This is a genomic window from Pseudarthrobacter sp. HLT1-7 (genome assembly GCF_059383435.1).
Genome location: NZ_JBWZCH010000001.1, coordinates 1 through 22429, shown reverse-complemented (window position 1 = coordinate 22429; position 22429 = coordinate 1). Strand labels below are relative to the sequence as shown.

The window sequence follows — 22429 nt, the reverse complement described above, 5'->3', positions numbered from 1 at the left end:
TCACGGCCGCCCCGTCACAGCCCGGCCAGCCGGGCTTCGCCGCGGGCGGAGAGCTGCTCGCGGAGCCGCGCGCCCTCCCCGGCGGGCAGGCCCGGGATTTCCGCGCGGGTGCCGGCTGATGCTGTGTGCAGCTTCAGGGTGCACAGGCCCAGGCCGCGTTCCACCGGCCCGGCGCCGATGTCGACGTACTGCATGCGGCCGTAGGGCACCACGAGGGTGCGCTGGAAGAAGATGCCCTGGCGGATGAGCAGATCGTCCTCTCGCTCGGCGTAGCCGATTGAACGCACCTGCCGCGGGATGAGCACCAGCCGCCACAGGGCCAGGAGCAGCATCGCAGCGGGAACCGTGACCGCCAGCCAGAGCGGCGGCCACGTCCATGCTCCGCTGAGAACCAGGACCAGCGGCAGGGAGAGGACGGCGACGGCGATGGCGTTGCCGATCGCCCAGCCGGCCATCCGGACTGTGATGTACTTCGGGGAAACCCGCAGCCAATCGATGCCCGGCGGATCAATCGCCTCGGTACGCATATTCGCCTTCCGTTTTGGGTTTACGCTTTTCCTGCAGGCCGGGTGCCGTGCCGGCGTCGCCGTCTTCCGGGGGAATCCGGCAGAACCGTTCCACCACCAGCCCCACCACAATCATGGCCAGGCCGCCGGCTGCCATGATCAGGGCCTGCCAGGTGAGGCTCTGGTCGCTGCGGAGGTTCCAGAGCCGTAGCTGGTCAACGAAGATCCCCACGTGCCAGCCCAGCAGCACGGCACCGGTGTAGGCGCAGGCCTGCGCGAGGACAAGCGTCCACGCGGCCAGGATCGGGTTGAGCATTGTTTTCTTCCTGCCGCTGCGCCAGCGGAGCACCCGGACCCCCAGCACCAGGGTAAGCGCCACGATCACGCCCATGGTGATCAGCCCGGTCACCGGCAGCACCGGGGTATTGAGGCTGTACCGGGTGGTCAGCAGGGCGGCGAGCCAGCCCATGACTCCCACGGCCACGCCAATGACCAGCAGCAGCAGGGGGCTGGTCAGCTTCATGACTCCGCTCCGGCCACGCCGTGCGGCTCGCCGAAGCCGTCGAAAGGCACGAGGTCGGCGAAGTCGGCGGCCCGGGCGGCGAGGTCGCCCACGCGTTCGCCGTTCAGTTCGGCCGCGGGATCGATGAGTGACCAGGGGTACAGCACAAAGGCCCGCTCCGCGGCGCGCGGATGGGGAAGCGTCAGCTCCGGATCGGGAGAGGCCAGGTCCCCGTACGTGATGATGTCCACGTCCAGGGTGCGCGGGCCCCAGCGCACCCCACGTACCCGCAGGTGCTTCTGTTCCACAGCTTGGCAGTGCCGCAGCAGCTCCTCCGGTAAGAGGCTGGTTTCGACGGCGATCACCATGTTCAGGAAGTCCGGCTGGCCCGGCGGCCCGCCCACAGCCTTCGTCTGCACGATCGGTGAGATGGCCAGGAGACGGACCTCGGGCGGGTCGACCAGGTCCGCAACCGCGGACGAGAGGGTATCGCTGCGCTCCCCCAGGTTGCTGCCGAGCGCCAGCACGGCCCGGGTGTAATTCATGGCTGCCCCTGCCGGGTCCGGTGGACGCTGACGGAAACGTCGCCGAACTCGACTTCGATGGGGGCGTTGGGTTTGTGCACGGTGATGTCGACCGCGGCCACCGGGAACCGCCGCAGCACGTCCTCGGCGATCCGCACGGCCAGCGCCTCGATCAGGTTCAGCGGCTCCCCGGTGATCCAGCCCCGGATACTATCGGCCACTTCACCGTAGTGGGCGGTGTCCAGGACATTGTCGGACGCGGCGGCCCGGCTGAAGTCCAGGTGCAGCACGGCATCGACGACGAACGGCTGGCCGTTGCGCCGCTCAAAATCAAACACCCCGTGATGGCCGACGGCGGTGACACCGCTCAGCGTGATCTGGTCCATGATGGCTGCCGGTTCAGTTGTGGCCGGGCGCGGCGCCCGGTGTCCCGGCGGTCATCCGGGCGGCGACCTTGACGGCGTCAAGGGTGGGGCCGACGTCGTGCACGCGGACCGCCCAGACACCCCGGTAGGCGCTGATGGCGGTGACAGCTGCGGTGGCGGCGTCCCGTTCGGCCGGCGGCGCGGCTTTGCCGGCGACGATCAGGAGGCTGCCCAGGAAACGCTTGCGCGAGGCTGCGACCAGGACCTTGTGGCCCATGCCCTGCAGCACGTCCAGATGCCTGAGCAGTTCCCAGTTCTGCACATCGGTTTTGGCGAAGCCCAACCCCGGGTCCACGATGATCTGCTCCGGGGCGACGCCCGCGGCGTAGAGCTTGTCCCGGACGCCGGCGAGTTCCGCCGCGACGTCCTCGGCGACGTTTCCGTACTCGGTCAGGGAATCCATGGTGCTGGCGTTCCCGCGGCGGTGCGTGAGGATGTAGGGGGCCTTGCTGCGGGCCACGAGCTCCGCCATCTCGGGTTCCATGGTGAGGCCGGAGACGTCGTTGATGATTGTGGCGCCGGCGGCCAGGGCGGCCGCCGCGGTGACGGCGTGGGTCGTGTCGATGCTGATCAGGGCACCGGCCTTGGCCAGGGCAGTAATCACGGGCAGGACCCGCTCCTGCTCTTCCTGGGCGCTGACTCCGGTGGCGCCTGGACGGGTGGATTCGCCGCCGACGTCGATGATGTCCGCGCCGCTGTAGAACATCCGCAGGCCCGCGGCGATGGCGGCGTCTGCGGTGGCGTGGTGGCCGCCGTCGCTGAACGAATCGGGGGTGACATTGAGGATGCCCATCACGAGTGTCCGGTCCGTGGGTAAATCCTTAAAATTCGCTGCCGGGCGTGCTTTGCGCATGACGGGAAGGGGCGAGGTGGCGGGACCGGTGCCCGGGGCTGCAGCTAGGGAGTCCATAGTCAGTGTTCTTACCTTCCGATGATGAGGCTCATGGCCTCGGCGCGGGTGGCCGGGTCATGGAGTTGCCCGCGTACTGCGCTGGTGACGGTCTTGGCGCCGGGCTTGCGGATGCCGCGCATGGACATGCAGAGATGTTCGCATTCGACGACCACGATCGCGCCGCGCGGTTTGAGGTGGGTGACGAGAGCTTCGACGATCTGGGTGGTCAGCCGTTCCTGGACCTGCGGGCGCCGGGCGAACATGTCCACCAGCCGCGCCAGCTTGCTCAGGCCGGTGACCTTGCCCTCGCGCGAGGGGATGTAGCCGACGTGGGCCACGCCGTGGAACGGGACGAGGTGGTGCTCGCAGGTGGAGTAGAACGGGATGTCCTTGACCAGGACCAGTTCCTCGTGGTCCAGGTCGAAGGTGGTCCCGAGGATTTCGGCCGGATCATGGTGCAGTCCGGCGAACATCTCGGCGTACGCCTTGGCCACCCGCTTCGGGGTGTCCAGCAGGCCGCTGCGGTCCGGGTCCTCCCCGATAGCCAGCAGGATCTCGCGGACCGCAGCCTCGATCCGCGGATGGTCCACCACGGTGGTACCGGAAACCTGAGCTCCCGCCGCCAAAGAACCGGTGGCGGGAGCGTCGTCGTCGTTGCTGAATGAAGTCACGGAAGAAGCTTAGCCGGGACGTCCATCAGGCCCGAGATCGGTGACACCGCCGCCCTGGAACGGCTCCTGTCCGGAGACTCCCTGGGCGTGCGGCGGGAAGGTGTCCAGCGGCTCGGTGAGGCGGGCCTCGGTGGCCTCCTCCTGCGCTTCGCGTTCGGCCTTCTCGCGGCGTGACTCCACCGGGCCGGCCTCCCGGATGGGGCGGGTCTCCTTGGACAGCCAGACCTCACGGAAATCGCGCTTCCGGATATTGACGAAGACCTCCGCGATTTCGGCCTGGTTCAGGGTTTCGCGCTCGAGCAGTTCGAGGGCCAGCTGATCAAGGACGTCACGGTTTTCGATGAGGATGGCATAGGCCTCGTCGTGGGCCCCGTCAATCAGGCGGCGCACCTCCTCATCGACGATATAGGCGATCTGGTCCGAGTAGTTGCGCTCGTGGCCTGCGTCGCGGCCCAGGAAGGGCTCGCCGCCGCCCTGGCCGAGGCGGACGGCGCCGACGCGCTCACTCATGCCGAACTCGGTGACCATCCGGCGGGCAATTCCGGTGGCCTTCTCGATGTCGTTCGACGCACCGGTGGACGGGTCGCGGAAGACCAGCTCCTCGGCCACCCGGCCGCCCATGGCATAGGCCATCTGGTCGAGCAGTTCGTTGCGGGTCACGGAGTACTTGTCATTCTCCGGGACCACCATGGTGTAGCCCAGGGCCCGGCCGCGGGGCAGGATGGTGATCTTGGTGACCGGGGCCGAGTTCCGCAGTGCCGCGGCAACCAGGGCGTGACCGCCTTCGTGGTAGGCGGTGACCTTGCGCTCATGTTCCTTCATGACGCGGCTGCGCTTCTGTGGGCCGGCCATGACGCGGTCGATCGCCTCGTCCAGGGCACGGTCGTCGATCAGGTTGGCGTTGGACCGGGCGGTCAGCAGGGCGGCCTCGTTGAGGACGTTGGCCAGGTCCGCGCCGGTGTAGCCCGGCGTCTTCTTCGCCACGGCCCGCAGGTCGACGCCGGGTGCCATCGGCTTGCCCTTCGCGTGGACCGACAGGATCTGGTCCCGGCCGATCAGGTCGGGGGCCTCCACGGAGATCTGGCGGTCGAAGCGGCCCGGACGCAGCAGGGCCGGGTCGAGGACGTCGGGCCGGTTGGTGGCGGCGATCAGGATGACGTTGGTCTTGACGTCGAAGCCGTCCATTTCAACGAGAAGCTGGTTGAGGGTCTGCTCGCGTTCGTCGTTGCCGCCGCCGATGCCGGCACCGCGGTGACGTCCGACGGCGTCGATCTCGTCCACGAAGATGATGGCCGGCGCGTTGGCCTTGGCCTGTTCGAACAAATCGCGGACACGGGAGGCGCCCACGCCGACAAACATTTCCACGAAGTCCGAACCGGAGATGGAGAAGAAGGGTACGCCGGATTCGCCGGCTACCGCGCGGGCCAGGAGGGTCTTGCCGGTGCCGGGAGGGCCGTAGAGCAGCACGCCCTTGGGGATCTTGGCTCCGACAGCCTGGAACTTGGCCGGTTCCTGCAGGAATTCCTTGATCTCTTCGAGTTCCTCCACGGCCTCGTCGGCTCCGGCCACGTCGCTGAAGGTCACCTGCGGCATGTCCTTGTTGACCAGCTTGGCCTTGGACTTGCCGAACTGCATGACCTTGGAGCCGCCGCCCTGCATGCGGGAGAGCAGGAACCAGAAGAGCACACCGAGCAGCAGTACCGGGATCAGGAGGGAGAACAGCCCGGCGAACCAGTTGTTCTCGACCGGCTGGTCCGTGTAGCCGCTCGGGGGCTTGGAAGCGGTCACAGCCTTGACGACGTCGGCGGCGCGGGCGTTGACGTAGTAGAACTGGATGTTCTTGCCCTTGTCCTGCCCGTCGACCTGCAGGTTGTCCTTCAGGACCAGGTCCACGCGGTTTTCCGCGTCGAAGATCTTGGCCTGCTCGATCTTGCCGCCCTCAGTCAGCAGCGCCAGGCCCTTGTCCGTATCAATCCGGGCGGAGCCACCCGGAGCCAGGGTGGCAAAGGCCAGCAGGAGCATGCCGATAACAGCGACAATCCAGATGCCCGGACCTTTGAAGAAACTCTTAGCTTTCATCTGATCGGGGCTGCCCCCGTCCCTCCTGGTAGTGCGGCACGGCGACCGAATTCTGCGCGCGTGTGGTGCTGAGTCAGCTTCAAGCTATACACCGTCCCAGTGAGTCACGCACGGTCGAGTGCAAAAGTTCCCTGTAGGCGTAGCGGGGCCCGCCATCCGGCGCGCCGGATGGCGGGCCGGCCGGGCCGGCGGAGGCGGCGCAACCGCAGTCCGCGGCGCCGGCCGGCTACTCGTAGACGTGCGGCGCCAGGGTGCCGACGAAGTCCAGGTTGCGGTACTTTTCGGCGTAGTCCAGTCCGTAGCCCACCACGAATTCGTTGGGGATGTCATAGCCGACATATTTGACGTCGATCTGGACCTTGGCGGCCGTTGGCTTGCGGAAGGCGGTGCAGATTTCCACCGAGGCCGTGCCGCGTGATTCAAGGTTCGTCTTGAGCCAGGAGAGGGTGAGGCCGGAGTCGATGATGTCCTCGACGATCAGGACGTCTTTGCCCATCAGGTCGGTGTCGAGGTCCTTGAGGATGCGGACCACGCCGGAGGACTGCGTACCGGAGCCGTAAGAGGACACGGCCATCCAGTCCATGGACACGTGGCTGTGCAGGGCACGGGCCAGGTCGGCCATGACCATCACCGCGCCCTTGAGGACGCCGACGATCAGCAGATCGCGGCCTTCGTAGTCCTTGTCGATCTGGGCAGCGAGTTCGGTGATCCGGGTCTGGATCTGTTCCTTGGAATACAGAACGTGCTTGAGGTCTGCCTGGACGTCGTTTGAATCCACCAATAACTCCTGTGTAGATGCGGGGTCGACTATATTTGGGGCGGTTTTTGAAGCCGGAATACAAGCTTCCCACAGCGGGCGCCCCGGCGGGGAACCCCGCCGGTGCCGGACGGGCCGTCGGCGAGCAGCTGCGCGAGGGGGAGCCGGTAGACGCTGACGCCGCCGGGGAGCTCCACCGGTCCGGCCGATCCGTGCCGGCGCAGCAGCATTTCGGCGGCGAGCAGGCGCCGGTAGCTGGGCTGTTGACCGCCGACGGCGGCTGCTGCCTTGGCAATGACCCTGAACCGCACAGCCGGGGCAAGTTCGCGCAAGGCTTCTTCCGGGAGGCTGATCGTGGATCCGGACTGTTCCTGCAGCCGGGCAAAAGTGTCGTTCGCTACGTCCTCGAGGTAGTCGGCGTCGAGCTGCAGGATCGCGGCGGTCCTGGCGAGTGATTCGGCGACCCCCGGGCCGAGCTTTTCCTCGAGCAGCGGCAGCACTTCAACCCGGGTCCGCGACCGCGCAAAGGCGGGGTCGGCGTTACTCGGATCGTGCCAGGGCTCCAGGGCCTCGACGTCGCAGATCGCCAGGGTGTCGGCCCGGCGCAAGCCCAAAAAAGGCCGGAGCAGGCGCCCGCGGGCAGGCCGCATCCCGGCGAGGGAGCGCGTGCCGGAGCCGCGCGCCAGCCCCAGCAGCACCTGTTCGGCCTGGTCATCCAGGGTGTGGCCGAGCAGGATGACGGTGGCGCCATCCTCGTGGGCGGCGGCTTCAAGGGCGGCGTGGCGGGCATCCCGGGCGGCCGCCTCGGGACCCATGCCCGTAGGGGTAACCTCCACGGCCCTGATGTTGACGGGTGAGAGTCCGAGTTCCCGCAGAGCCGTGGCCGTGGCGGCGGCCACCCCGGCGGATCCAGGCTGCAGTTGATGGTCCACTACGACGGCGCCCACGGAGACCGGGTGGCCGTCCACGTGTCCGCGGCGGGCAAAGTACGCGGCGACGGCGGCAAGCGCCATCGAATCGGGCCCGCCGCTGCAGGCGACGAGGATCCGTTCGGGGTAGCCGGCTGCGGCCAGGGCGTCCCGCAGCATCTTCCGTGCGGTGCCGACGACGGGCGCCAGCCGTCCGGGCCGGCGTCGTCCGCTTGATTCGGGGCCGGAAGTCACGGCGGCTAGTGCCCCATCCGTTCGAGCCAGAGTCTGGAGTCGTGGATTTCCGCCTCGCTGGGCAACTTATCCGCGGACTCCCAGACCTTGTTGAAGCCCTCCATGCCAGCCACGTCAACCACTTCGCGGACGAACTTGGCGCCGTCGCTGTACTGGCGCATCTTGGCGTCGAGGCCCAGAAGGCTCCGGATGAACTTCTCGATCACGCCGTGGTCCTTGGCGCGGGAGCTGAAGCGCTGCCGGATCGTTTTCACGGAGGGCACGATGCTGGCGTCGACAGCGTCCATGACCACGTTGGCGTGGCCTTCGAGCAGGCTCATCAGGGCAGTCAGGCGTGAGAGCGCCGCCTTCTCCTCCGGGTTTTGCAGGAGGTCCAGGATGGCGCCACGGCTGGGGCCGGTGCCGTCAGCACTCCGGTCCTTGAGCGACTTGGCGGCAGCCGAGGCCCGTTCCAGCAGCGAATCGACATTGCCCAGCAGCTGGCCGCTGAGGTTTTCGATCTCGTCCAGCATGTGATGCCGGAGCCAGGGTGCGGCGGCGAACTGCACGCGGTGGGTCTGTTCGTGCAGGCATACCCAGAGCCGGAAGTCCTCCGGTTCGACGTTGATTTCCCGCTCCACGGAAATGATGTTCGGCGCCACCAGCAGCAGCCGTCCGGCGGCGGGCGCCGTGGAGTTCTCGGCGAGGGCGGAAAAGGGGTCGTATTGGCCGAGGACCTTGCTGGAGAGGAACGCGAGGATGGCCCCGAGCTGGCTGCCGGTGATGGCCCCGCTGATGCTGGCCGCGCCGGGGCTCACCGTACCGTGGCGGCCCTCCAGCATCTTTTCCATCGCGGGTTTGAGCATGACCGCAAAGCTTTGCGTGTTGGCCCTGGCCCAGGAAGCCCGGTCCACCACGAGTACCGCGGAATCGCGGAGGTCCCGGGCGGCCTCGAGGCCGGTGATGTGGTGGACATGGGGCACGGAGATATCCGCCATGTGCCGCAGGTTTTCGACGGCGGCGCCGATCTCGGCGGGCGTGAGGACAGGCCCGGGAGGCGCCAGCCGGGCAGCCGTGGAAGCGGCGAGCTCCCAGTTGATGATGGGCGGCGCTTGGGCAGATGTCTCGGCGGCAGAGGACTCCATAGGCTCCATCAGATCACAGCGGCCCAGGGTTGTGCCTTAAATTCGCCGGGCGGCGAACGGCTGACGGCGGCGGGCTCATCGCCGTCGTCCGGGCCGTCCGCTGCTCCGTAACTGCCGTTTTGGGGGCCCAAAAGGGCGTTTACGGAGCAGAGGACGGTCCGACGTCGGACGCGGTCCCCTCAGCGGCAGCCGCAGCCGGCAAGGACGGATGCGGTGCGGTCCAGCGCGGTCTTGTTGGCGGCGCCCGGCGTCAGGCCGTTGCCGATGAAGGAGAACACGAGGAGCCGGCCGTCGGCGTCAACAACGTACCCGCTGAGCGCGGTCACGGTGTTGAGGGTTCCCGTTTTGGCCCGGACCAGCCCGGCGCCGCGGGCCGTGGACACCTCCGTGTAGCGCTCCCCCAGCGTTCCGGTGAGGCCGGCGACCGGGAAGCCGGCCAGAGCGGCCCGCAGCCGGGTGTCCGTGCCGGAGGTGATGGCGCGGACGATTGCGGCGAGCTGCCGGGCGGAGACCTTGTTCGCCGGGGCCAGGCCCGACACATCGGCAGCGCGGAGCGTGTCCGCGGGGATGCCCAGTTCCTGGAGCTGCTGCAGCACCGCGGCGGTGGCGCCGTCGTTGCTGGCCGGCTTGCCGCTCGCGAGGGCGGCCATCCGGCCCACCACCTCGGTGAGGTAGTTATCCGAGGTCCGCAGCATCAGGTCCACCTGTTGGCCGACCGTGGCGGACTGGACCTCGGCGAGGACCCTGACCGCGCCGGGGTCCACTGACGCATCCGGCCGGTCAGCGCCTTCCGCGCTTTCGGTCCGGGCGGGGGTCCGCGCGACGCCCGGCGCCACGGTGAATCCGGCCGCTGCGGCGGCTGAGGAGAGCCCGGCCGCGAACGCCTCGGCGGCGGCCAGGGCGGCATCCTGGGGGCGGGGGCCGGTGGTCTTCGCCGGATCGTACCGTGCCGAGTTCAACGCCAGCGGGAAAAGCGGGGCCGTCTCGCCGGCTGCCACATCCTCGGGGCTCCAGGCGGGGTTGAGCGACGGTCCGGTAAACAGCGAGTCGTCCAGCTGGACCGTCAGGGTGCCAGAGACGCCGTCGTTCTGCAATGCGCGCACGGTCGACTGCGCGAGCGTCGCCAGCCCGGCATGGCCCAGGACCTCGCCGGGGGCGGATTCGCCGGCGGCCAGGAGCACATCTCCCCCGCCGGCGAGGACCACGGTCCCGGGTGCGGGGCCGGCCACCACACGGGTGCTGAAGCGCCGGTCCGGCCCCAGGGTGCGCAGTGCCGACGTGGCCGCCAGGAGCTTCATGTTGGAGGCCGGGACCCGGGCCTCGTCGCCCGAGCGGTCAAAGAGGATCGTCCCGGTGGCGGCGTCCTGCACCACCCCGCTGAAAGTCCCGGCGTCGTCCGTCTTCAGGGTCTCATTGAGTTGAGCGGCCAGAGACACGGGATCGGGGACGGGGGCCGCGTCGCTGAGCGGCCGGATGCCCGCGGGGTCGCTGCTGTCGGGGTCGCGGCTGTTGGGGCTGGTCAGCGCGCCGGGGATCTGGTGCCAGGGCGGGGCGGACTTCGCGGCTGCCGCCGAGCGGTCCGGGCCGAGGAAAGCCGGGGCGATGGCGACGCCGGCCGGGACGGCGAGAGCCACCACCAGAAGCGTCTGAAGCAGCAGCGGAAGGACCTGCCGGGACGGCCCGGGAACCGGGTCCGTGACCCGGCCCGTGCCCGCGCGGCTCGTCTTGCGTTTCATGCTGCTGCCGGTCCTTTAGTCCTGAAATGTCCCCACTAGTTCATGAAACCAGGGCCTCTCGCTATATCCTCAATAGTAGTCGGCGGCACCGGCAGCCTCTTGTGTGTGCCGCGCACCCCCTGAAACCGCGTACCCCCTAAATTCTCAAGGAGCAGTCCATGAAGCATGACGTGACCATCGAGATCCCCAAGGGATCACGCGTCAAGTACGAAGTTGACCACGAGACGGGCCGCGTCCGCCTGGACCGGGTCCTGTTCACCTCCATGCAGTACCCCACCCACTACGGTTTCTTCGAAAACACGCTCGGCGAGGACGGCGACCCGCTGGACGCCCTGGTGCTGCTGCAGGACTTCGACCTGCATCCCGGCGTGATCGTTGAGTCCCGCCCGATCGGCGTGTTCAACATGACGGACGACGGCGGCGGCGATGCCAAGGTGCTGTGCGTGCCGGTCGACGCACGCTTCGACCACATCAACGAGATCAGCGACGTCAGCGAATACCTGATCAAGGAGATCGAGCACTTCTTCACCCGTTACAAGGACCTGGAGCCGGGCAAGTGGGTCAAGGCCGAAGGCTGGGGCGACCGCGCCGCCGCCGAAGCCGAGCTCGAGGCCTCCATCAAGCGCTACGTTCCACACACGCACTAACACTCCTTAACCCCAACGCGGGGTCACCTACGGCCCATCCGGTGGCACGGTATGGGCCGTAGGTGACCCCGCGTTGCTGTCTAGGCAGCGACGGCGGTTGTCAGTGCCGTGTCAGGAATGTGTGAAATTGTTGGCTCATGAACGCCGAGCCTGCCTTTAGTCCTCCCTGCGGTCCGATCACAGGATGGCGGGACGGCAACGTGCTGCGCGCCACGGGTATTCCGTACGCCACCGCGGCCCGCTTTCAGCGTCCGCTCGGTGCAGCCGACTGGACCGAGGTGCGCGCAGCGACGTCACTGTCCCCGGCGTGCCCGCAGGCGCCGGTGCCGTTCCTGGACGATATCCTGGGCACCCGCTACGGCGAACTGCCCGGCAGCGAGGACTGCCAGCGTCTCTCCATCACCCTGCCGGCGGACCTCGACGACGGCGAGCGGGTGCCGGTTATGGTCTGGGTGCACGGCGGGTCCTACACCACGGGCTCCGGGGACCTGGCGATCTTCGATCCCAGGGGCCTCGTTGCCGAAAACCGGGTCATCGTGGTCTCCGTGACGTACCGGCTGGGCCTCTTCGGGTACCTGGCAACCGGTACGGGCCGGCCGGCCAATCTCGGCCTCCTGGACCAACTCGAGGCGTTCCGCTGGGTGCAGCGCAACATTGCCGCCTTCGGCGGCGATCCGGGACGAGTCACAGCTTTCGGCCAGTCCGCCGGGGGTGACGCCGTAGCCCACCTCATGGCGACCGCCGAGGCGCCGGCACTCTTCCAGCGCGCCATCATTCAGAGTGCACCCCTCGGCATTACCCGGGGTCGCGAGAAGATGAGCACCGCCATGGGCATCGCGGCCCAGGCCGTCACTGTGGACACCCCGGCCATGGAGGTGGTGGCCGCAGAAGAGCGCGTGTCGCAGGTGGCCCGGAAATTCGGGATGCTGGCCGCCATGCCGTTCGGCACGCAATACGGGCACTCTCCGCTGCCTGCAGAAACCGGGATCGACGCAGCCTGGAATGCGGCGGCCCCGGACATCGAGGTCCTGATCGGGCACACGTCCGGGGAAGCCCGGCTGTTCCTGCCGCGCAACCGCACCGTCAGCCGGCTGGCAAAGGTCCCGGTCCTCGGCTCCGCCGTCGTCAAGGCCATCAACTGGGCCGTGACGGAGGCGGTGTATGGCAGATCAGCCAGGAAGTTTGCCCGGCGGCATTCCCAGGCGGGCGGCACGGCGTACCGCTACGTGATTTCCTGGGGTGCGCCGGGCAACGTCTACGGGGCCGCGCACACCGTTGATCTGCCACTGTTGTTCGGAGACCAACGGACCTGGGAGGGAGCAGGGCTCCTCGCAGGCGCCAGCTGGGATGAAATCAACGCCCAGGGCCGAGCCCTCCGCGCCGTGTGGGCCCAATTTGCCTCCGGGGGCGGCCTGGACAGCCGGGGCGAAATACCCGGCGCGCTCCGGTACCGCTCGGTCTGAGCCGGGCCTGCCTTGAGAACCCTGGGCGTCGATCTCGCCGCGGCCACCAAAAAAACCGCAACCGCCGTCATCGAATGGACCGACGGCGCGGCCAGGCTGGTCGACCTGTCCCTGGACGTGGCCGACGGCGAGATAGTCCGGCTATTCACCACCAGCGCGATGACGGGGATCGATTGCCCCGTGGGTTGGCCGGCCGCTTTCCTGCCGTTCCTAGCGGGGCACCTGGACTTCGCCGCCCATCCGGTGCTGGACCACGACGGGATCGAGGGCCGCCGCCTGTTGGCCTACCGGGACACCGACCGGTTTGTCACCGGCCGGACCGGGCTGATTCCGCTCAGCGTCTCCGCCGACCGGCTGGCCCACCCTGCCATGAGATGCGCCGTCATCCAGGCCAAAATTGCCCGGGATGTGGCGCCGCAGGCCAGAGACGGATCCGGCCGTCTGGCCGAGGTCTACCCGGCGGCGTCACTGAAACTGTGGGGGATCCATGCCCGAGGCTACAAGGGCCGGGGTGCCCCGGAGGTGGAGAAGCTGTCCACGATCCTCGATGCCCTGACTGAGGCCGCACCGTGGCTGGACCTGGCGGGTTACCGCGATGACCTCGCTGCCTCCGACGACATGTTCGACGCCGTCATCGCCTCGCTCACGGCCCGCGCCGTGAGCGTCGGGAAAACATTGCGCCCCCCGGCCGAACAGGCCGCACGGGCCCTGACGGAGGGCTGGATCCACCTGCCCTCCGGCCGGCTCACCGACCTCACGGCCACGTAACTGCCGGGGAATTCGCTGGGAGTTGCCGGGGAGATTACCCGGCGTTCCCGGCGTTTGCCTACCTCCTACCACCGGGTAGTGTTGTCCCAGAATGTTCACTCTGACCATCAACCAAACGGACAGCAGGCGCGACGGCGACTGCGTGCCGCAGCTCCTCAAGGACCTGCGGCACATCCCGGCGCGCCTCGATTTCGACCGCTCGGTGGAGGATGAGGTCCAGGGCATTGTGGACACCCCGAACCAGGCCGTCGAGGCAGCGATGATCGCGTTGCGCACCGGCAGCTGGTACGTCGGAATCGGCGTCGGACCGGTCAACGAACCCCTGCCGAACCAGATCAAAGATGCCTCCGGCCACGGGCTGATCTATGCGCGCCGGGCCGTTGACCGGCTGCGCAACGGCAAGGAGCGCGTCCCGGTGGCGGTGGAGGGCCCGCTCGCGGACCTTGCGGCGGAATCGGAGGCGGTGCTGCGGCTGCTTGGCCACATCGTCCACGATCGCAGCCCCGCCGAATGGCGGGTCCTGGACCTGCTGACCCCCGGCGTGCGCGGGCAGCAGAAAGCGGTCGCGGAGGAACTCGGCATTACCACCCAGGCCGTCAGCAAGGCTGTCGCCCGGGCGCAATGGAACGAGGAACACGCCGCACGGCCCGCCGCGGCCCGGCTGCTGGGCCTCATCCTCGAGGTCCGCTGACCCCTGATGGCAGCTGCGGTCGCGGGCCCCGCGCCTACTGCAGCGCGCCTACTGCAAAGCCCCGATGATGGCGCCCATGGCCGTGAACGTCACGACGTTGTAGCCGGCGTTGATGGCGAACAGCGCCAGGCTCCGCCGTTCAAAAAGGTAGTTGATGCCCACCGCGGCGGCCACCCACCCGGCCCCGACAGCCAGCCCGGCCAGCGCCCCGAACCCGACGCCGGCGGCGCCGATAAACGCGGACAGGACGAGACTCGCCACCCCGGACAACAGGAACGAGCCTGCAAAGACCCTTACCGTGCCGCGTTTGAGTTGGTCATCGCTGACCCCGGCTTCGCGCTGCCATACTTTCGCAAACAGGACGGTGTACCAGAGCCCGCCCACCAGGAAACCTGTTAGCGCAGCCAGCAGAACCGCCAGCCAGCTGATGTTGATGTTCATTTCGCCCTCCCGCGTGAATCGCCTCCGGGTCGGGGCGATGCCTTCACGCTAGCGGCCGGCTGCACGGCGGTCTTGTATAAATCCCGCACCGCCGGGGACAGTTCCCGTCCGCTCCCCGGCGCCATGCCCGGCACGTCTTCGAGCGGCACAAACGTGGCGTATTCGGGACCGTAGTCATGCACCACCTTCAGGTATTCCGACGGCGTATACCCGGCGAAGCGCCGGAACGCCCGGATCAGGTGGGGCTGGTCGTAGTAGTCGGCCAGAGCCAGCAGCGCGCGTTCGGCAGCGGCCCCATTCGGGAGCGCCGCGGCCGCGGTGACGAAGCGGTGGAAGCGGCAAACGTCAGAGTATGTCTTGGGCCCGACGCCGCAGTCGCGGAGCATGATCCGCTCCAGTGTCGATTCGCTGACGCCGAGCCGGGCTGCCAGCGCCGCCACGCGCAGGTCCTCCGCGGCCAGGGAGGCCGCTGCGCTGACGGCCCGCTGATCGGGGCGGAACCCGGGGCGCAGCCTTGCGGCCAGGAAGGTGCCGAGCGCGGCGAACGCCTGGGCCGGCGTCGGATCCTCCAGCCCCGCGCGCAGCGAGCTGAAGCCGGGGAAGATACGCTCCGCATTGACCACCGCGCCCTGCAGTCCAGACGGCGGCTCCGCGGTGAACGCGGCCAGCCCGAACGGCGCCAGCACCGCGCCGATGTTGAAGATCCGCGCAGGGTTCTCGCTGATCAAAAAGCTCCGCTGCAGCCCGGAGTAAAAGCCGACGGCCACCTCCGTGGCACGGGGGCCCGACGTGCTGCCGGAAGCGGGATCTCGCGGGTAGGTCTCGATCAATCGGTAGGGCTCCGAGAGATTGAGCACGAGGTGCGCGAAGGGGCCGGGCAGGATCTTCTCGTATCGGGCCGCCGGCCGGCCGGCGACCAGCCAGAACGAAGCCACATAGGGCTGCAGGTACGGCGGCGCGGGCCACTCCTCGTAGAGCACAGCCCCAGTCTAGGACGGCCCTGGTCCGACGGCCCTGCCCCCGGTCCGCGGAACCGGCTAGAGCAGAATGCTGCGCAGCACGTGGGCGGCGCCGTCCTCGAAGACGGAATGCGTGACCTCGTTTGCGGCAGCGATGACTTCCTGGGGCGCCTGTCCCATGGCCACACCGCGCGCGGCCCAGGTGAGCATCTCGATGTCGTTGCGTCCGTCACCGACGGCGATGGTGCGGTGGGCCTCAATGCTGAGCCGGCCGCGGAGGTGTTCCAGGGCGCTGGCCTTGTTGACGCCGGCGCCGGCAATATCGAGCCACGCGGTCCAGCCCACCGAGTAGGTCACGCCGGCCAGGCCGATGTGGCGGATGGCGGTGTCAAACTCCTCGGGGGTGTTCTCCGAACTGAACACCACCACGCGCACGGCGGTGGCCTCCAGCATGGTCTGGAAGTCGACGCCGATTGCCTCGACGCCGAAGCTGGCGTCCTGAAAGCGTTCCGTGGAGAGGAAGTTGCCGTGTTCGTCCTCCAGGGCGTACTTGGCCGATGGCAGCCTTTTCCGCAGGGCGCGGAGTGCCGGACCCGGATCGAAGGTTGCCTTGTGCAGGATCTCGTAGCCGTCGGACAGGCTCGAATCGAGGCGCAGGGTCACGCCGCCGTTGGAGCACACGGCGTAGCCGTTGTCGATGCCGATGTGCTCGATGATGGGCAGCGTGGCGTTCAGTGAGCGGCCCGTCGCGATCATGACATGGTGGCCGGCGGCCACGACGTCCTGTGCGGCTTCGCGGACGGGAACGGACATGTGGCCGTCATGGTCTACGAGGGTGCCATCTACGTCGAGGGCGATCATCATCTTTTCGCCGGTGATCTTCCGGCCGGCGTCGTCCTGGTCGCCGTTCTGGTTGCTATTTCGCCGGTCATCGTTGCCGGCGACTGAGGTTTCAGTCAATGTTGTCATCTAACTAGTAGAGCAGACACCCCTGACAGCGGCTAGGATCCAGGCCACAGCGCGCCGTGAACAAGGAGTGAACATCCCGCCGGCGACACCGTTTCTTCCTGGCGCTGCGCAAATGCCCCCGCGACACCGGAATTCCGGTGTCGCGGGGGCATTTGGGTGTCGCGGGGTGCTTCGCGCGTCGCAGGGTGAACCGGATCAGATGACCGGAAAGACCGTCATCCCGCCGAGGTACTTCTGCAGTGCCTGGGGAACGTTGACGGAGCCGTCCGGGTTCTGGTGGTGTTCCAGGATGGCTACGATCCAGCGGGTGGTAGCCAGGGTGCCGTTGAGCGTGGCCACGGCGCGGGTGCCCTTGGCAGCGCCGCCGTCGTTCAGCACGCGTTCGCGGATGTTGAGGCGACGGGACTGGAAGGTGGTGCAGTTGGAGGTGGAGGTCAGCTCGCGGTAGGCGCCCTGGGTGGGGACCCACGCCTCGCAGTCGAACTTACGGGCCGCGGAGTTGCCGAGGTCGCCTGCGGCAGTGTCGATCACGCGGTACGGGAGCTCGCACTTGGCCAGCATTTCCTCTTCCCAGGCCAGCAGGCGGGCATGCTCGGCGGCAGCCTCCTCAACCGTCGTGTAGATGAACATCTCCACCTTGTTGAACTGGTGGACCCGGATGATTCCGCGGGTGTCCTTGCCGTGCGAACCGGCCTCGCGGCGGTAGCAGGAGCTCTGACCCGCGTAGCGGATCGGGCCGGCGGAGAGGTCCAGGATCTCATCCGCATGGTAGCCGGCCAGGGCCACTTCCGAGGTGCCCACGAGGTACAGGTCGTCTTCGGCGAGACGGTAGATCTCGGCGTCGTGCTTGACGTCGAAACCGGTGCCCTGCATGGTTTCCGGGCGCACCAGCGTCGGGGTGATCATCGGCACGAAGCCGGCGTCGATCGCCTGCTCCATCGCCATCTGCAGCAGCGCCATTTCCAGCCGGGCACCGGGCCCGCGAAGGAAATAGAACCGTGAACCGGAAACTTTGGCGCCCCGTTCCATGTCGATCGCGCCGATCAGTTCACCGATTTCGAGGTGGTCCCTGGGCCTGAAGTCGGGGAATTCGCGCGGGGTTCCGACGGTCTTGACCACGATGTAGTCGTCTTCACCGCCTTCCGGGACGCTGTCCTCGATGAGGTTGGGGATCGCCCGGAGCAGCTCCTCGTGGGAGGCCTGCGCGGCGTCGGCCTCAGCCGAGGCGGCCTTGACCTCGCCGGCGAGGACCTTGACCTCTGCCAGCAGGGCCTGTTTCTCCTCGCCCTTGGCCTGCGCGACCTTTTTTCCGAAGGCGTTCTGCTCGGCCCGCAAGTTCTCGAAGCGGATCAGGGCCGCGCGCCGGGCGGAGTCTGCGGCGATGATCGCATCCACCACGGATTCGTCGGCGCCGCGGGCGCGCTGGCTGGCACGGAACTTGTCCGGATTTTCACTGAGGGCTTTTACGTCGATCACCTGACTAGAGTATCCAATCCGGCACCCTGTCCCAGGCAATCGGGCAATCGGGCCGCCGGAGACCGGCGGGATAGTGTTGGAGCACTATGCGCGACTGGCTGCCGTACCTCGTCATCGCTGGAGTCCTGGCGTTCGCCGCCTCCAGCTGGTGGGGAGTGCGCAGGCTGAAGGCCAAACACACGCGCAGCGCCGTCTGGGAGGAAACCCACAGCCCGGGCCCCGGCCAGCAGAGGGTCGCGGTGGTCATGAACCCGATCAAGGCCAAATCCGCCGAAGCCCGTGGGCTGATCACCAGCGCCTGTGCCTCGGCCGGCTGGGAGCCGCCCCGTTTCTTCGACACCACCGCCGGCGATCCCGGTTTCGGCCAGACGCGTGCCGCCGTTGAGTACGGGGCCGACGTCGTCCTTGTGGGCGGCGGTGACGGCACCGTGCGCGTGGTGGCCGAGATCCTCGCCGGCACGGACATCGCCATGGGCCTGATCCCGCTCGGCACCGGCAACCTGCTGGCCCGCAATGTGCACCTCAACCTGTACGACCTGCCCGGCTGCGTGCGGACGGCGCTCTTCGGTCACCAGCGGTTTATCGATACGGCGCGCATGCGGGTGGAAAATTCCCAGACCGGCGGGTCCGCCGAGTACACCTTCCTGGTGATGGCGGGTATCGGCATGGACGCCGAGGTGATCGGCGATACCAACGACGGGCTCAAGAGGGCCGTGGGCTGGCTGGCCTACACGGAGGCCGGGGTCCGGCACCTGCCGGGGCGCCGCAAGAGGGTCTCGATCGCCCTCGACGACCAGCCCGAGCAGTCCCGGAAGATCCGGAGCGTGCTCTTCGCGAACTGCGGGTTGATCCCCGGCGGTATCGACTTCATCCCCCAGGCCATGATCGACGACGGCATGCTGGACGTGGTGGTGATGAGCCCCCGCAGCGCGATCGGCTGGCTGGCCATGTACTGGAAAATTGTCCTCAAGCACAAGAGAACCCTGCCGGTGATGACGTACTACCGCGCCGGCAAGATCACCATCCGCTGTGCGGAGCCAATGCCCACCCAGGTCGACGGAGATCCGTCCGGCGCGGCAACCAAAGTCACCGTGCAGGTTGCCCCGGGCTCGCTGCTGGTGCGCGTCAAGGACGGCACCGCAGGAGACTAGGGGTCGGCTTACTTGGCGGCTTCCTTCGCCGCCTCAGCGGATTTTTTTGCTTCCGCGGCGGCCCTGGCTGCGCGGGCTTCGGACTGCTCGCGGATCATGGCCTGCTCCTCTTCGAAGCGCAGGCGGTCCGCGCGGTCGGCGTCGTCGCCGTCCCAGTCCTGGTTGTCAGCCGTCGGCTTGGGATTCACGATCATTCCCTGGCCGTCATTTTCAAGGCTGGTACCTGACATGATCTGCTCCCTCCGGTAGGGGACGTCCCCCATATGAATCAGGCAAGCATACGCACAGTTTCAGGGGGGTGGAAGTGCCTGATGGGGCATTTGTCTACGCTCTGGGCGAAGCGCCGGGTGCAAAACCCGGCACCAAGGATGCTCCCGAGAGTATGTCTTTGACCCATGCATGTGCCGCCCGGAATGCCTGGTCCGAGGTGTGCGGGGACACGTCGGACCGGTGGCCATCCGCACGGCTGTAGGAACCCAGGAAACGCGTGGCGGGGCTGATCCGGTGAAGTCCGGCGAGGGCATCCGCCACCCGTGCGTCGGCAATGTGGCCGTCGGCGTCGATGCTGAAAAAATAATGTCCCAGATACTGTCCGGTAGGCCGCGACTCGATCCGGCTCAGGTTCACGCCGCGCGTGGCGAACTGGTCCAGGATCTCCATCAGCGCGCCGGGCCGGTCTTCCGGGAGCGGCACGACGACGGTTGTCTTGTCCGCACCGGTCGGCTCGGGGAGCTCGCCGGGGCGGCCAACGAGCACGAAGCGGGTGACGGCGCCCGGATTATCCCCGATGTTCTCCGCCAGCACCCCGAGTCCGGGCTGCTCTGTGGCCACGATCGGAGCGCAGATCGCCGCGTCGTAGTGGGCGCCGTCCTCGAGGAGCCCCATGGCGGCTGCCGCCGTCGAAGATCCGGGGATGTATTCCGCATTGGGAATATTCTCCTCCACCCAGAGCCTGCACTGGGCCCAGGCATGGCCGTGGGTGGAGACCCGCCGGACGTCCTCGATCCGCACGCCGGGCCCGGCCACCAAAACGAAACTGATCGGGACCAGGACCTCACGCAGGATCCGCAGCTCCGGCCCGGTGGCGATGGCGTCCAGGGTTGCCGTGACGCCGCCTTCCACGGAGTTCTCAATCGGCACCATGGCCGCGTCCGCCGAGCCGTTCCGGACCTTATCCAAGGCCGTGTTCACGTTCGAGGCCGGGACACGGATGGCGTCCGCCGCGCCCGGAACCTGCATCAGGGCGGCCTCAGTGAAAGTGCCGGCGGGTCCGAGGAACGTGTACGTGACGGGTGATACAGGCATCGGCGCTACCTTCTTCGATTACAGGATGACGGGCTTGAGCCCGTTGTCGGACACCAGCGGCATTCCGGTTTCAAGCCATTGGTCCATGCCGCCGGCGACGTTGAGGGCGGAATAGCCGTGGCCCACGAGCCATTGCGCGGCACGGGACGACCGGCCGCCGGTGCGGCAGATGACGTAGAGGTCCTCGTCGGGATCCACTTCATCGATCCGCTCCGGGAGCTGGTCCAGCGGAATGTGCAGGGCACTTTCCGCGTGGCCCGCAGCCCATTCGTAGTCTTCGCGGACGTCGAGGATCTTGGCGCCCCCGGGGATGCCGGACACGGTGACAGTGTCGTAGTCGCTCATAGTGGTCCTTTCCGCAGGATGCAAGGTCTTCCTCCAGCGTATCGCCAGCCGCCCGCGCCGCACGCCCACAGCCGGCAGGTTACGCTTCTGGGGTGTCGCAAAGGAGACCCCATGGCAGCTGACCGGCCCACCATCCCGCCGCGCCCCCGCGGGACATGCCCACTCCCGGCCGCCGGGACCGGACACGGTGCCACCATGTCCGCCGTCCCGCTCGAAGACTGGGCATGTCCCGCGGAGCGCGCGGGTGCGCTGGAGCCGCGTTTCCTTGGCTGAAATCCACGAGCTCTCCGCCGTCGAACTGCGCGATGCCCTGCGATCCGGCGAAGTCTCGGCGCGCGAAGCAGCGGGGCACTTCCTGGACCGCATCACGGCCGAGAACCCGCACCTCGGCGCGTTCATCACCGTCACCGCGGAGCAGGCCCTCAGGGACGGGGCCGCGTCGGACGAGATCCACGCCCGCTCCACCCGCGATGGGACCGGGCTTCCGCTGCTGCATGGCATGCCGGTGGCCTTCAAGGACCTGACGGACGTCGCGGGTGTCATCACGACGCACGGCAGTGCCGCCCTGGAGCACAAGCCCGCATTGCTCGACGGCGCCCTGGCCGCCACGCTCAAAAGTGCCGGCGTCATCTCACTGGGCAAGACGCAGGTTCCGGAGTTTGGACTCACGGCGTACACAGAGAACCGGATCGCGCCGCCGTCGCGCAACCCGCACGCGCCCAGCCGCAGCTCGGGCGGCTCCTCCGGAGGCAGCGCAGCCGCTGTGGCTGCCAGGCTGGTGCCCTTCGCTCCCGGGTCCGACGGCGGCGGCTCCGTCCGCATTCCGGCCGCGGCGTGCGGACTCGTCGGACTCAAGCCGGGCCGGGGGCTCGTTCCCACCGGGGAAAGCACCGGGGATCCCGCCGGCCTGGTGGTCACCGGGCCGCTGGCGCGCTCGGCCACGGATGCCGCGCTGCTGCTCGATGCGCTGGTCCCCCGTCCGCAGGGGACGCAAGGGACGCAGGGCGATTCCGCACCGGGCTACCTAGAACTCGCCAGCCAAGAGCCGCGCAGGCTGAGGATCGGCGTGAGCCTGGACAGCCCGTGGCAGACCATCTTTCCTTTCGTACCGGAGCCCGAGGCCCTCGATGCCCTGGCCGCAGGGGTCAGGCTGCTGGAGGCGGCCGGCCACGAAACCAGTGAAGCCGTGATCCGCTATGACAACCGCTACCCCGATGCGTTCACCACGGCCTGGACCGCCGCCGTCGGAAGCGCCCGGATTATCCCGCAGCGCGAGGCGCTCCTGACCCCGCTGACCCGGACTTTCCGGCGCCGCGCCCAGCAGCGCAGCCCGGCCAGGCTCAACGAGTCCCTCGGCTTCCTGCGGCAGTTCCAGTACGACACCATTTCCCAGTACGCCGCCTGGGACCTTATCCTGATGCCGGCGCTGGCCCAGACCCCGCGCCCGGTGGGCTGGTTCACCGGTGCGGCCCACGGCGACGGCTACTGGCCGGCGTCCGAGTGGGCGGGCGACGCCGACGGCGACTACCGCAAGCAGTGCCAGTACGCGCCCTGGTCCTCGATGGTGAATGTGTGCGGACTGCCCGCCATCAGCATTCCGGTGCACTGGACCGGCGGGCCCAAGGGGTCCGGGCTGCCGCTGGGCATCCAGCTGATCGGTCCGATGGGATCCGAGGCGCTGCTGCTGCAGGTGGCGGCGCAGCTGGGGTTTTAGACGATATGAAGTGAGGGTGGCCAGGTAACGGGAAGAGGCCGGGGCCTTCTGTTTCACAGGGTCCGTGGGTTGCCATTGACAGCTCCCTTGGCCTGGCCGGCTCGTCGGGGGTGCAATGGTA

Annotated in this window: 25 protein-coding genes; 7 read left to right on the top strand and 18 right to left on the bottom strand. The window is 68.1% G+C overall.

The genetic code is table 11. The features are described 5' to 3' along the window. Positions 1 to 14 precede the first annotated feature (14 nt). The 11 genes from AC50X6_RS00125 to dacB all read right to left on the bottom strand — a co-directional run bounded on the left by AC50X6_RS00125 (position 15) and on the right by dacB (position 10379). Complete coding sequence (locus tag AC50X6_RS00125) at positions 15 to 527, bottom strand: PH domain-containing protein (protein ID WP_494964315.1); 513 nt, start codon at positions 525 to 527, stop codon at positions 15 to 17. Then, positions 508 to 1029 carry a DUF3180 domain-containing protein gene (locus AC50X6_RS00120; protein WP_494964314.1) on the bottom strand — a complete coding sequence of 174 codons (522 nt, stop codon included), beginning with the start codon at positions 1027 to 1029 and terminating at the stop codon, positions 508 to 510. Before AC50X6_RS00120 ends, AC50X6_RS00125 begins: the two co-directional genes overlap by 20 nt. Further along, the gene (gene folK / locus AC50X6_RS00115) at positions 1026 to 1553 is read right to left on the bottom strand and encodes a 2-amino-4-hydroxy-6-hydroxymethyldihydropteridine diphosphokinase (RefSeq protein WP_494964313.1); all 528 of its coding nucleotides are present in this window, start codon (positions 1551 to 1553) and stop codon (positions 1026 to 1028) included. Before folK ends, AC50X6_RS00120 begins: the two co-directional genes overlap by 4 nt. Next, positions 1550 to 1918 carry a dihydroneopterin aldolase gene (folB, locus tag AC50X6_RS00110; protein ID WP_494964312.1) on the bottom strand — a complete coding sequence of 123 codons (369 nt, stop codon included), beginning with the start codon at positions 1916 to 1918 and terminating at the stop codon, positions 1550 to 1552. Before folB ends, folK begins: the two co-directional genes overlap by 4 nt. Before the next feature lie 13 nt (positions 1919 to 1931). Beyond that, complete coding sequence (folP, locus tag AC50X6_RS00105) at positions 1932 to 2867, bottom strand: dihydropteroate synthase (protein WP_494964311.1); 936 nt, start codon at positions 2865 to 2867, stop codon at positions 1932 to 1934. A gap of 11 nt (positions 2868 to 2878) precedes the next feature. After that, positions 2879 to 3475 carry a GTP cyclohydrolase I FolE gene (gene folE, locus AC50X6_RS00100; RefSeq protein WP_494964660.1) on the bottom strand — a complete coding sequence of 199 codons (597 nt, stop codon included), beginning with the start codon at positions 3473 to 3475 and terminating at the stop codon, positions 2879 to 2881. Between the two features lie 54 nt (positions 3476 to 3529). Continuing rightward, complete coding sequence (ftsH, locus tag AC50X6_RS00095; protein WP_494964310.1) at positions 3530 to 5599, bottom strand: ATP-dependent zinc metalloprotease FtsH; 2070 nt, start codon at positions 5597 to 5599, stop codon at positions 3530 to 3532. A 226-nt stretch (positions 5600 to 5825) separates the two neighbouring features. Continuing rightward, positions 5826 to 6377: a hypoxanthine phosphoribosyltransferase gene (hpt, locus tag AC50X6_RS00090; protein WP_232082480.1), complete on the bottom strand. Its 552-nt coding sequence runs from the start codon at positions 6375 to 6377 to the stop codon at positions 5826 to 5828. Between the two features lie 29 nt (positions 6378 to 6406). After that, positions 6407 to 7444: a tRNA lysidine(34) synthetase TilS gene (gene tilS / locus AC50X6_RS00085; RefSeq protein ID WP_494964659.1), complete on the bottom strand. Its 1038-nt coding sequence runs from the start codon at positions 7442 to 7444 to the stop codon at positions 6407 to 6409. Positions 7445 to 7524: 80 nt separating this feature from the next. Beyond that, positions 7525 to 8643: a zinc-dependent metalloprotease gene (locus tag AC50X6_RS00080; RefSeq protein WP_494964309.1), complete on the bottom strand. Its 1119-nt coding sequence runs from the start codon at positions 8641 to 8643 to the stop codon at positions 7525 to 7527. A gap of 179 nt (positions 8644 to 8822) precedes the next feature. Continuing rightward, entirely contained in the window at positions 8823 to 10379 is a 1557-nt protein-coding gene (gene dacB, locus AC50X6_RS00075; RefSeq protein WP_494964308.1) for a D-alanyl-D-alanine carboxypeptidase/D-alanyl-D-alanine endopeptidase, read from the bottom strand. 158 nt (positions 10380 to 10537) lie between these two features. Here dacB and AC50X6_RS00070 point away from each other — a divergent pair, with 158 nt between their 5' ends. The 4 genes from AC50X6_RS00070 (at position 10538) to AC50X6_RS00055 (ending at position 13948) form a co-directional block, all read left to right on the top strand. Next, a complete protein-coding gene (locus AC50X6_RS00070; protein ID WP_494964307.1) occupies positions 10538 to 11026 on the top strand; it encodes an inorganic diphosphatase in 489 nt (162 codons plus the stop codon). 137 nt (positions 11027 to 11163) lie between these two features. Beyond that, on the top strand, positions 11164 to 12489 hold the full coding sequence (locus AC50X6_RS00065; protein WP_494964306.1) for a carboxylesterase family protein: 1326 nt from the start codon (positions 11164 to 11166) through the stop codon (positions 12487 to 12489). 12 nt (positions 12490 to 12501) lie between these two features. Next, positions 12502 to 13257 (top strand): DUF429 domain-containing protein, encoded by a 756-nt coding sequence (locus AC50X6_RS00060; protein ID WP_494964305.1) that lies wholly within the window; start codon positions 12502 to 12504, stop codon positions 13255 to 13257. Between the two features lie 91 nt (positions 13258 to 13348). Next, the gene (locus AC50X6_RS00055) at positions 13349 to 13948 is read left to right on the top strand and encodes a MarR family transcriptional regulator (protein WP_494964304.1); all 600 of its coding nucleotides are present in this window, start codon (positions 13349 to 13351) and stop codon (positions 13946 to 13948) included. 48 nt (positions 13949 to 13996) lie between these two features. Here the strand turns inward: AC50X6_RS00055 and AC50X6_RS00050 are convergent, their stop codons facing one another. The 4 genes from AC50X6_RS00050 to serS all read right to left on the bottom strand — a co-directional run bounded on the left by AC50X6_RS00050 (position 13997) and on the right by serS (position 17793). Beyond that, positions 13997 to 14389, bottom strand: coding sequence for a DUF1761 domain-containing protein (locus AC50X6_RS00050; RefSeq protein WP_494964303.1), 393 nt, complete (start codon positions 14387 to 14389; stop codon positions 13997 to 13999). Then, positions 14386 to 15369, bottom strand: a complete 984-nt coding sequence (locus AC50X6_RS00045; RefSeq protein WP_494964302.1) for a helix-turn-helix domain-containing protein — start codon at positions 15367 to 15369, stop codon at positions 14386 to 14388. Before AC50X6_RS00045 ends, AC50X6_RS00050 begins: the two co-directional genes overlap by 4 nt. A 57-nt stretch (positions 15370 to 15426) precedes the next feature. Beyond that, a complete protein-coding gene (locus tag AC50X6_RS00040; RefSeq protein ID WP_494964301.1) occupies positions 15427 to 16317 on the bottom strand; it encodes an HAD family hydrolase in 891 nt (296 codons plus the stop codon). A gap of 195 nt (positions 16318 to 16512) precedes the next feature. Beyond that, entirely contained in the window at positions 16513 to 17793 is a 1281-nt protein-coding gene (serS, locus tag AC50X6_RS00035; protein ID WP_494964300.1) for a serine--tRNA ligase, read from the bottom strand. 86 nt (positions 17794 to 17879) lie between these two features. Here serS and AC50X6_RS00030 point away from each other — a divergent pair, with 86 nt between their 5' ends. Continuing rightward, positions 17880 to 18944 (top strand): diacylglycerol/lipid kinase family protein, encoded by a 1065-nt coding sequence (locus AC50X6_RS00030; RefSeq protein ID WP_494964299.1) that lies wholly within the window; start codon positions 17880 to 17882, stop codon positions 18942 to 18944. An 8-nt stretch (positions 18945 to 18952) separates the two neighbouring features. Here AC50X6_RS00030 and AC50X6_RS00025 read toward each other — a convergent pair whose 3' ends face one another. From AC50X6_RS00025 to AC50X6_RS00015, 3 genes are all read right to left on the bottom strand, one after another. After that, on the bottom strand, positions 18953 to 19174 hold the full coding sequence (locus AC50X6_RS00025; protein WP_326966553.1) for a hypothetical protein: 222 nt from the start codon (positions 19172 to 19174) through the stop codon (positions 18953 to 18955). A gap of 94 nt (positions 19175 to 19268) precedes the next feature. Beyond that, positions 19269 to 20249, bottom strand: coding sequence for a prephenate dehydratase (pheA, locus tag AC50X6_RS00020; protein ID WP_494964298.1), 981 nt, complete (start codon positions 20247 to 20249; stop codon positions 19269 to 19271). 18 nt (positions 20250 to 20267) lie between these two features. Beyond that, positions 20268 to 20594, bottom strand: a complete 327-nt coding sequence (locus AC50X6_RS00015; protein WP_494964297.1) for a rhodanese-like domain-containing protein — start codon at positions 20592 to 20594, stop codon at positions 20268 to 20270. Between the two features lie 111 nt (positions 20595 to 20705). Here AC50X6_RS00015 and AC50X6_RS00010 point away from each other — a divergent pair, with 111 nt between their 5' ends. Together AC50X6_RS00010 and AC50X6_RS00005 are read left to right on the top strand one after the other, a co-directional pair. Further along, positions 20706 to 20867, top strand: coding sequence for a hypothetical protein (locus AC50X6_RS00010; RefSeq protein ID WP_494964296.1), 162 nt, complete (start codon positions 20706 to 20708; stop codon positions 20865 to 20867). After that, positions 20860 to 22308 carry an amidase gene (locus AC50X6_RS00005; protein WP_494964295.1) on the top strand — a complete coding sequence of 483 codons (1449 nt, stop codon included), beginning with the start codon at positions 20860 to 20862 and terminating at the stop codon, positions 22306 to 22308. Before AC50X6_RS00010 ends, AC50X6_RS00005 begins: the two co-directional genes overlap by 8 nt. The last annotated feature ends 121 nt before the right edge of the window (positions 22309 to 22429 follow it).